The sequence below is a fragment of the Sphaerisporangium sp. NPDC005288 genome, from assembly GCF_040607475.1.
Taxonomy (GTDB): Bacteria; Actinomycetota; Actinomycetes; order Streptosporangiales; family Streptosporangiaceae; genus Sphaerisporangium; species Sphaerisporangium rhizosphaerae.
On sequence record NZ_JBEXGT010000034.1, the window covers coordinates 106,880 to 113,213 of the forward strand.

Below are 6,334 nucleotides of genomic sequence, written 5' to 3' on the forward strand. Positions count from 1 at the left end.
CCATGGGGCTGGATTCCAAGCCACTGTCGACCCTGCACGGCAAGGCCTCCTACAAGCTGGAGGACTTCCCGGTCCCCACCGGCCGCGAGGAGGCCTGGCGCTTCACGCCGCTGTCGCGGCTGCGTGGCCTGCACGACGGCACCGCCGCGGGCTCGGGCACGGTCGTCGTCAACGTGGACGCCGCGCCCGAGGTCTCGGTCGAGACCGTCGGCCGCGACGACCCCCGCATCGGCAAGGCGTTCGCGCCGACCGACCGGGTCAGCGTCCAGGCGTTCACCTCCTTCGAGAAGGCCACCGTGATCACGGTGCCGAAGGAGGCCGTCACCTCCAGGCCGACCGTCATCAGCCTGCGCGGCGAGGGCGGCGGCGCGGTGTACGGCCACATCGTGGTCGCCGTCGAGCCGCTCGCCGAGGCCGTGGTCGTGCTCGACCACCAGGGCAGCGCGGTGTACGCCGACAACGTCGAGTTCGTCGTCGGCGACGGCGCCAAGCTGAAGGTCGTCAGCCTGCAAGACTGGGCCGACGACGCCGTGCACGTCTCCCAGCACCACGCCCACCTGGGCAGGGACGCCACCTACCGGAGCTTCGTCGTCACCCTCGGCGGAGACCTGGTGCGCCTGTCGCCGTCGGTGACCTACACCGGCCGCGGCGGGGACGCCGACCTGAGCGGGCTGTACTTCGTGGACGCCGGCCAGCACATCGAGCACCGCCTGCTGGTCGACCACAGCGTCCCCGACTGCCGCAGCAACGTCGACTACCGCGGCGCCCTGCAGGGCGACGACGCGCACGCCGTCTGGATCGGCGATGTGATCATCCGCGTCGAGGCGACCGGCACCGACACCTACGAGCTCAACCGCAACCTCATCCTCACCGACGGCGCCCGCGCCGACTCGGTGCCGAACCTGGAGATCCTCACCGGCGAGGTCGCCGGCGCCGGCCACGCCTCGGCGTCCGGCCGCCTGGACGACGAGCACCTGTTCTACCTGCAGGCACGGGGCATCCCGTTCGACGAGGCGCGCCGCCTGGTCATCCGCGGGTTCTTCGCCCAGCTCATCCAGAAGATCGAGGTCGAGGAGATCCGCGAGCGGGTTCTGGCCGCGGTGGAGGCGGAGCTCGGCTCATGACGTTCATCAAGGCCTGCACGATCTCCGACATCCCCGACGGCGGGGTCGTCGGCGTCGAGGTCGAGGGCACGCCGGTCGCGCTGGTCCGCAAGGACGGCGAGGTGTTCGCCCTGCACGACGTGTGCTCGCACGCCGAGGTGCGCCTCAGCGAGGGCGACGTCTACGACGACACCCTTGAGTGCTGGCTGCACGGGTCGTGTTTCGACGTGCGCAGCGGCAAGCCCACCGGGCCGCCCGCGGTGCGCCCGGTCCCTGTCTACCGAGTGAAGCTCGAAGGCGACGACGTGCTCGTCTCGCTCGACAGCGCAGACCATGCTGAAAATGGGGAGTCTTAAGTGTCCACGCTGGAAATTCGTGACCTGCATGTCGCCGTGGAGGACAAGGAGATCCTGCGCGGCGTCAACCTGACCGTCCGCGCGGGGGAGACCCACGCCCTCATGGGCCCCAACGGGTCGGGCAAGTCGACGCTCGCCTACGCCGTCGCCGGCCACCCGAAGTACACCATCACCTCCGGCACGGTCACCCTCGACGGCGAGGACGTGCTGTCGCTGACGGTGGACGAGCGCGCCCGCGCCGGGCTGTTCCTCGCCATGCAGTACCCCGTCGAGGTGCCCGGCGTCTCGGTGTCGAACTTCCTGCGCAGCGCGGTCACCTCCGTGCGCGGTGAGGCGCCCAAGCTGCGGGTGTTCACCAAGGAGCTCAAGCAGGGCATGGACGCCCTGTCGATCGACCCCGCCTTCGCCCAGCGCAACCTCAACGAGGGCTTCTCCGGCGGCGAGAAGAAGCGTCACGAGATCCTGCAGCTCGAACTGCTCAAGCCGAAGATCGCCATCCTCGACGAGACCGACTCCGGTCTGGACGTCGACGCCCTGCGCGTCGTCTCCGAGGGCATCAACCGCTTCGGCGCCTCCGGCGAGACCGGCGTGCTGCTGATCACGCACTACACGCGCATCCTGCGCTATGTGAAGCCGGACTTCGTCCACGTCTTCGCGGGCGGCAGGGTCGTCGAGGAGGGCGGCCCCGAACTGGCCGACCGGCTCGAGTCCGAGGGTTACGAGCGCTACACGAAGGCGACCGCATGACAAACGGCATGTTCGACGTGGACAGGATCCGGAAGGACTTCCCGATCCTGTCGCGCGAGCTGCCCGGGGGGAGGCCGCTGGTCTACCTCGACTCGGGCAACTCCTCCCAGAAGCCCTCGCAGGTCATCGCGACCATGCGGGAGCACATGGAACAGCACTACAGCAACGTCGGCCGCGCTCTGCACACGCTCGGCGGCGAGTCGACCGAGGCCTACGAGGGCGCGCGCGACAAGGTGGCCGCCTTCATCGGCGCGCCGGACCGCGACGAGGTGGTCTTCACCAAGAACGCCTCCGAGGCGCTCAACCTGGTGGCCTACTCCTTCGGCAACCCGACCTGCGCCGACGATCGGTTCCGCATGGGACCCGGCGACGAGATCGTCATCTCCGAGATGGAGCACCACTCCAACATCGTGCCCTGGCAGTTGCTCGCCCAGCGCACCGGCGCGACCCTGCGCTGGTTCCCGGTGACCGACGAGGGCCGCCTGGACCTGTCGGGCCTGGACGAGCTGGTCAACGAGCGCACCAAGATCGTGTCGGTCGTGCACCAGTCGAACGTCCTCGGCACGGTCAACCCGGTGGACGGCATCGTGGCCAGGGTCCGCGAGGTCGGCGCGCTGATGATGCTTGACGCCTCCCAGTCGGTGCCGCACCGCGCGGTCGACGTGGCGGCGCTCGGCGTCGACTTCGTGGCCTTCACCGGGCACAAGATGGTCGGCCCGTCCGGCATCGGCGTGCTGTGGGGCCGGCGGGAGCTGCTGGAGGCCATGCCGCCGTTCCTGGGCGGCGGCGAGATGATCGAGGCGGTCTGGATGGACCACTCGACCTTTGCTCCGGTACCCCACAAATTCGAGGCCGGCACCCCACCTATCGTCGAGGCGATCGGGCTCGGCGCGGCCGTCGACTATCTCACCGCGGTGGGCATGGACGACATCCGCCGGCACGAGCACGAGCTCACCGTGTACGGTCTGAAGGCGTTGTCCGAGGTCCCGGGCCTGCGCATCATCGGGCCCACCACGGCTGAGGACCGCGGTGGCCTTCTGTCGTTCACCATTCCGGACATTCATCCCCACGATGTGGGGCAGATATTGGATGACCAATTCGGCGTCGCCGTGCGCGTCGGGCATCATTGCGCCCGGCCGCTGCATTTGCGCTTCGGAATACCGGCGTCGACGCGGGCGTCTTTCTATCTGTACAACACCACGGACGAGATCGACGCACTGGTCCGGGGCATCCATTACGTCCAGAAGGTGTTCGGATAAAAGATGATCGCCGAGTCGCTGTACCAGGAGCTGATCCTCGAGCACTACAAGCACCCGCAGGGCCGTGGCCTGCGCGATCCGTTCGACGCCGAGGTGCACCACGTGAACCCCACGTGTGGCGACGAGGTGACGATGCGGGTCAAGCTGGGCGACGGCGGCCAGGTCGAGGACGTGTCCTACGACGGCCAGGGGTGCTCGATCAGCCAGGCCGCCGCCTCCGTCCTGCACGAGCTGGCCACCGGTTCCACCGTTGTCCATTCTCTGGCGGTGGTGGACGAGTTCACCCGGCTCATGCAGGGCCGGGGTCAGATCGAACCCGACGAGGACGTGCTGGGTGACGCCGTCGCCTTCGCGGGTGTGGCGAAGTTCCCGGCCAGGGTGAAGTGCGCCCTGCTGGCATGGATGGCCTACAAGGACGCCGTGGCGAGGAGCTCGGCATGAGCGTCCCGCGGCCGGTTGGATTGGACGGCCCCGCGCGCGGGGCGGCATGTGCGAGGCAAGGCGAGGAGGCGGCGTGAGCAAGCCCGTGGAGACCCCGACGGGGACCGTCACCGGGTTCGACGGTGAGGCGAGTTTGGAGGAGGTCCTCGAAGCCCTGAGGGACGTCGTCGACCCCGAGCTCGGGGTCAACGTGGTGGACCTCGGTTTGGTCTACGGCGTGAACCTCGACGAGGGCGAGCCCGGTGCGCCGCCGGTCGCCACCATCGACATGACCCTCACCAGCGCCGCCTGCCCGCTCACCGACGTCATCGAGGAGCAGGCGCACTCGGCCCTTGAGGGCATGGTGTCCGACGTCAAGATCAACTGGGTCTGGCTTCCCCCGTGGGGCCCGGACAAGATCACCGACGACGGCCGCGACCAGCTCCGCATGCTCGGATTCAACGTCTGACCATCACATCTCCTGACGCCCCCACGAGACCGGCCCGCGGCGCCCGGCCCTGCCGGGCCGCCGCCCCGTCGCCGGGATCGGTGCGGGGCGTCCTGTTGGACGCCGTTCTCCCTGTCTGCGAGACCTCGGTACGGCGATCCGCGCGCTTTCGCGCCCTGGTACGGCCCGTCGCGGAGCCTCGGCCGCGACCCGCTTGATCGCCTCCGGGCGAGGATAGGCTAGACTTCAGTTCGCCCACTGTTTCGAGTGGTGCTCGCGTGTGCCATGAGCGCACCGCTTCGCATCCTTCCGGGTGCCCGTGTTCGAGTGCGGCGCAGGCCGCACGCCCCCGGCTCGTCCTTTCGCAGAAGTGACGCGCCATCTCTCTTCGATCGAAAGGCACGACCAATCGTGACCATCATCAACACCGCCATGCCCGCCGACGCCATGACCGGCGCGGGGCACGACCAGGACGCGCCGACCGCGCGGTCCGCGCGGGCGGTGTCCAGTCCGAAGGGCTCCGCGTCCACGGCCCCCGCCGAGACCCGGCCGCAGGCCGTCCCCGCCGAGGCCCTCCCCGCCTCCGGCGAGACCCTCCCCGAGTCCGCCGCCGACGCGCCGGCGGAGTTCTCCCTGCTCGGCCTGCCCAAGCCGCTCATCTCCGCGCTGGCCCGGCAGGGCATCACCAGCCCGTTCCCCATCCAGCGGGCCACCATCCCCGACATCCTGTCCGGCCGCCACGTCCTTGGCCGCGGCCAGACCGGCTCGGGCAAGACCCTGGCCTTCGGCCTGCCCACCATGGCGCTGCTCGGTGGCGTCAAGGCGGCGCCGCGCCGGCCGCTCGCCGTCATCCTGGTCCCCACGCGTGAGCTGGCGATGCAGGTGACCGACGCCCTCGAGCCGCTCGGCCGTGGCCTGTCCCTGCGCATCAAGACCGTCGTCGGCGGCATGTCCATGGGCCGGCAGATCGAGGCGCTGCGGCGCGGCGTCGAGATCGTCGTCGCCACCCCCGGCCGGCTCACCGACCTCATCCAGCAGGGCGAGTGCTCGCTGCAGGACGTGCGCGTGACGGTGATCGACGAGGCCGACCACATGTGCGACCTCGGCTTCTTCCCGGTGGTCAGCGCCCTGCTCGAGCGCACCCCGTCCGACGGCCAGCGCCTGCTGTTCTCCGCCACGCTCGACGGGGACGTCGACAAGCTGGTCCGCCGCTTCCTCCACGACCCGGTGACGCACTCGCTGGCCCCGGCGACCTCGCCGGTGGAGACGATGGAGCACCACGTGCTCCAGGTCACCCGGGACGACAAGTTCGCCGTCACCGCCGAGATCGCCGCCCGCGAAGGCCGCACGATCATGTTCGTGCGCACCCAGCACGGCGTCGACCGGCTGGTCAAGCAGCTCGCCCGGGTCGGCGTCCGCTCCGGTGGCCTGCACGGCGGCAAGCGGCAGAACCAGCGCACGCGCATCCTGTCGGAGTTCCGCGAGGGCGCCATCGGCGTGCTGGTCTGCACCGACGTGGCCGCGCGCGGCATCCATGTGGACGACGTCAGCCTCGTCCTGCACGTGGACCCGCCGATGGACCACAAGAGCTACCTGCACCGCGGCGGCCGCACGGCCCGCGCCGGCGAGCGCGGCACGGTCCTGACCCTCGTGCTGCCCAACGAGCGCCGCTCCACCGAGACGATGACCCGCCGGGCGGGCGTCCAGCCGTTCCGCCTGAAGGCCACGCCGGGGCACCCCCGCCTGGCCGAGGTGGCGGGCGCGCAGCGGCCGAGCGGTGTGGAGGTCCCGGTGTGGGAGCCGGCGGCCCCGGTCGCCAAGCGCCCGCGCCGCGAGGGCGGCCACGGCGGCGGCGACCGCCGTCCGCGCCGCTTCCACGACCGTCCCCGCGAGGACGGCGACCGCCGCGACGCCGCCCCCCGCGGCGAGCGCCCGGCCCCGGCCGACCGTCCCGCCCCACCGGCTGGGGACGAAGTGCCGGGGGAATCCCGCTTCCACCAG

General features: G+C 70.6%; 7 protein-coding genes. All 7 read left to right on the forward strand.

The annotated features are described in order from the left end of the window. Positions 1 to 2: 2 nt before the first annotated feature. Positions 3 to 1,124 (forward strand): Fe-S cluster assembly protein SufD, encoded by a 1,122-nt coding sequence (sufD, locus tag ABZU32_RS28475; protein ID WP_354926738.1) that lies wholly within the window; start codon positions 3 to 5, stop codon positions 1,122 to 1,124. After that, positions 1,121 to 1,459, forward strand: coding sequence for a non-heme iron oxygenase ferredoxin subunit (locus ABZU32_RS28480; RefSeq protein WP_354844933.1), 339 nt, complete (start codon positions 1,121 to 1,123; stop codon positions 1,457 to 1,459). Before sufD ends, ABZU32_RS28480 begins: the two co-directional genes overlap by 4 nt. Further along, positions 1,460 to 2,206, forward strand: coding sequence for a Fe-S cluster assembly ATPase SufC (sufC, locus tag ABZU32_RS28485; RefSeq protein ID WP_354844935.1), 747 nt, complete (start codon positions 1,460 to 1,462; stop codon positions 2,204 to 2,206). Continuing rightward, positions 2,203 to 3,465, forward strand: coding sequence for a cysteine desulfurase (locus tag ABZU32_RS28490; RefSeq protein ID WP_354844938.1), 1,263 nt, complete (start codon positions 2,203 to 2,205; stop codon positions 3,463 to 3,465). Before sufC ends, ABZU32_RS28490 begins: the two co-directional genes overlap by 4 nt. Positions 3,466 to 3,468: 3 nt before the next feature. Next, entirely contained in the window at positions 3,469 to 3,906 is a 438-nt protein-coding gene (gene sufU, locus ABZU32_RS28495; RefSeq protein WP_354844941.1) for a Fe-S cluster assembly sulfur transfer protein SufU, read from the forward strand. A gap of 73 nt (positions 3,907 to 3,979) precedes the next feature. Beyond that, positions 3,980 to 4,354: a metal-sulfur cluster assembly factor gene (locus ABZU32_RS28500; RefSeq protein WP_354844944.1), complete on the forward strand. Its 375-nt coding sequence runs from the start codon at positions 3,980 to 3,982 to the stop codon at positions 4,352 to 4,354. 390 nt (positions 4,355 to 4,744) lie between these two features. Continuing rightward, a partial coding sequence (locus ABZU32_RS28505) for a DEAD/DEAH box helicase (protein WP_354926740.1) occupies positions 4,745 to 6,334 on the forward strand: 1,590 nt, incomplete at its 3' end.